The sequence below is a fragment of the Nitrospira sp. BLG_2 genome, assembly GCF_049222245.1.
Genome location: NZ_JBLYIG010000172.1, coordinates 1 through 2,843, shown reverse-complemented (window position 1 = coordinate 2,843; position 2,843 = coordinate 1). Strand labels below are relative to the sequence as shown.

4 protein-coding genes are annotated in these 2,843 nt (G+C 54.0%); 1 reads left to right on the top strand and 3 read right to left on the bottom strand.

Annotated elements, in window-relative coordinates; all coding sequences use genetic code 11:
* Positions 1-2 precede the first annotated feature (2 nt).
* From ACOSYY_RS04790 to gmd, 3 genes are all read right to left on the bottom strand, one after another.
* Positions 3-962, bottom strand: a complete 960-nt coding sequence (locus tag ACOSYY_RS04790; protein WP_421661130.1) for a GDP-L-fucose synthase family protein — start codon at positions 960-962, stop codon at positions 3-5.
* Positions 963-980: 18 nt separating this feature from the next.
* A complete protein-coding gene (locus ACOSYY_RS04785) occupies positions 981-1,313 on the bottom strand; it encodes a four helix bundle protein (protein WP_421661129.1) in 333 nt (110 codons plus the stop codon).
* 158 nt (positions 1,314-1,471) lie between these two features.
* Positions 1,472-2,482, bottom strand: a complete 1,011-nt coding sequence (gene gmd / locus ACOSYY_RS04780) for a GDP-mannose 4,6-dehydratase (protein ID WP_421661128.1) — start codon at positions 2,480-2,482, stop codon at positions 1,472-1,474.
* 127 nt (positions 2,483-2,609) lie between these two features.
* Between gmd and ACOSYY_RS04775 the strand changes: the two genes are divergently transcribed.
* Positions 2,610-2,843, top strand: a 234-nt coding sequence (locus tag ACOSYY_RS04775) for a hypothetical protein (protein ID WP_421661127.1), incomplete at its 3' end; no start/stop codon positions are given.

Genomic DNA, 2,843 nt, shown 5'->3' with positions numbered 1-2,843 from the left:
TTCTAGAAATGCACTTCCCGTATCGCCTGCCGGTTGTCGTGGAACCACTGGACGGTTTTCTTCAACCCGTCACGCAGGGTATGCCCCGCGTGAAATCCGAAAAGCTGCTTGGCCCGGCTCACGTCAAGACATCGACGAGGCTGGCCGTTCGGCTTGGTGGTGTCCCACTGAATCTTCCCGGTAAACCCAACCTCAGCCGCGATCATACCGGCGAGATCACGAATCGCCACCTCTTCACCCGTTCCCAAATTGACGGGAAGATGTCCATCATACTGTTCGGCCGCCAGCAGAATGCCTTCCGCCGCATCCTCGACATAGAGGAATTCTCGAGTCGGCGATCCATCTCCCCATAAGCTGATCGACGCCTGTCCCGTGTCCTTTGCCGCCCCGCATTTGCGTATGAGCGCCGGGATAACATGAGAGGTCTCCAGATCGAAGTTGTCGCGCGGCCCGTATAGATTGACGGGAAAGAGTACGATCGAATGAAAGCCATATTGCTGGCGATAGGCCTGTGCCTGCACCAGCATCATTTTCTTCGCCAGCCCATACGGGGCATTGGTTTCCTCGGGATACCCGTTCCAGATATCGTCTTCTCTGAATGGAATGGGCGCGAATTTGGGATAGGCGCAAATGGTCCCGGTGGCGACGAACTTCTTCAGTCCCCGTTGGCGGCCGATCTCAATCAGCTGCGTGCCCATCATCAGATTGTCATAAAAAAATCGCCCGGGATTGGCTTGATTGGCGCCGATTCCACCGACACGCGCCGCGAGGTGGATCACCACATCGGGCTTCGCGTCGCTGTACAACTGCTTGACCGCATCCATCTGGACCAGATCATAATCCTTGCTTCGTGGAACGACGATCTGCCGGCAGCCCTTCGCGTGCAACTGGTCGACGACGAATGAACCAAGAAACCCCGCACCACCAGTGACGACAACACGCTGATCAATCCAAAAAGTCATAAAAACCAAAGGTTGAGGTTAAGGCCGAGGTTGAGCAACTTTCCGCAGCGAACGAATCAATGCATGAATCTCTTTCCATACTTCATCTATCAACTTTATGGCGCCGGCACAATCATTCTGTTTGAAGTATCCCACTTCTTGACCGTAAATGAGATGACTTTTTGTTTCGGCAAGTGATCCACGAGAAGCATAGTAGAAGTTGAGCTTATCTTTCGTATGGTGACGGCCAAATCCCTCAGCGAGATTCCCAGGAATTGATAGTGCCGATCGTCTGAGCTGCGAAGTCAACCCGTAATCTTCTTTCCTTGGAAGTCCCTCTGTGAGTGAGAACACTTTCTTGGCCAGTTCCATTGCCTTCTGTCAGACAGGCATGTCTTCAAATGAATTGAACACGATCTGACTTCTTTAAGGGGCTAGGTCCTTAACCTCAGCCTTTCTCTCCCCATTCTTAACCTCAACCTCAGCCTTAACCTTCCCCCTCACTCAGCCTCCCCTCCAACCTCCATCCTCTAACCTTTCGCTCTCCCCACTCCTTCCAATTTCTCCCGTTCCGCGGCCAAATCCGCATCGACCATCATGGCGACCAGCTCTTCGAACCGTACTTTAGGTTGCCAACCGAGTTGTTTCTTGGCTTTGGCGGCATCCCCGATCAGGAGATCAACCTCCGTCGGCCGGTAATACTTCGCATCGATCTTCACGTGTTTCTTCCAATCCAGTTGCAGCCGGTCAAAGGTCAACTCCAGCATTTCCTTGACCGTATGGGTCTCGCCGGTCGCGATGACATAATCGTCCGGCGCCGGAGCTTGCAACATCATCCACATGGCTTCGACATAGTCGCCGGCATACCCCCAATCGCGCTTGGCTTCTAGATTTCCCAGAAACAGGTCTTGTTGGATGCCGAGCTTGATGCGGGCCGCGGCTTTGGTGATTTTCCGCGTAACAAAGGTTTCCCCTCGCCGAGGCGATTCATGGTTGAACAGGATGCCGTTGCAAGCAAAAAGATTGTATGCCTCCCGATAGTTCACGGTAATCCAATAGGAGTAGACCTTCGCCGCCCCGTAGGGACTCCTCGGGTAGAACGGAGTCGTTTCTTTCTGGGGGACATCGAGCACTTTCCCGAACATCTCACTGGACGACGCCTGATAAAATTTCGGCTTGAGCCCCGATTCCCGGATGGCCTCAAGCAGCCGGATGGTGCCGAGCCCTGTGATCTCTCCGGTATATTCGGGAATATCGAAACTCACACGCACGTGGCTTTGAGCTCCAAGATTATAGATCTCATCCGGCTGGACGGTGCGCAAGATGCGATTCAGCGAACTCGCATCGTTCAGGTCGCCATAGACCAGGTGGAGTCGCCGATGCGGGACATGCGGATCTTCATAGATCGGATCGATGCGACCCGTGTTGAAGGAGCTGGAACGGCGGATGATGCCATAGACTTCGTAGCCTCGGCCGAGTAGAAACTCCGACAAGTACGAGCCATCCTGTCCGGTAATGCCCGTGATCAATGCTTTCTTCACGCGTGAAACCTCCCTTCAGCCTTAAACGAGGGAGGGATTATTGCCCGCTTCAGACGATTTGTCTACTCATCATGCAAAAAGACCGGTTGCACTAGATTCTTGCGACTATGCCCGCTGACCAGGTACTATGCCGAGAGGTAAAACCAGAGACAATATCGTGGCAGCCATTCCTCCACAACGAGCACGCCGCATCGGCCTATTCCTCTGCCTTGTCCTGTGCGGACTCTTGATCGCCCACTCCATCAATGCCTTTATAGCCGAGGCACTCTATGTGATCCCTGCGCATCCAGCCGGGCCCGCTGAGGAACGATCGAAGGGCTCCTCATTGCTCGCGTCCTATTCGCCGACTCAGGCAGCGGAG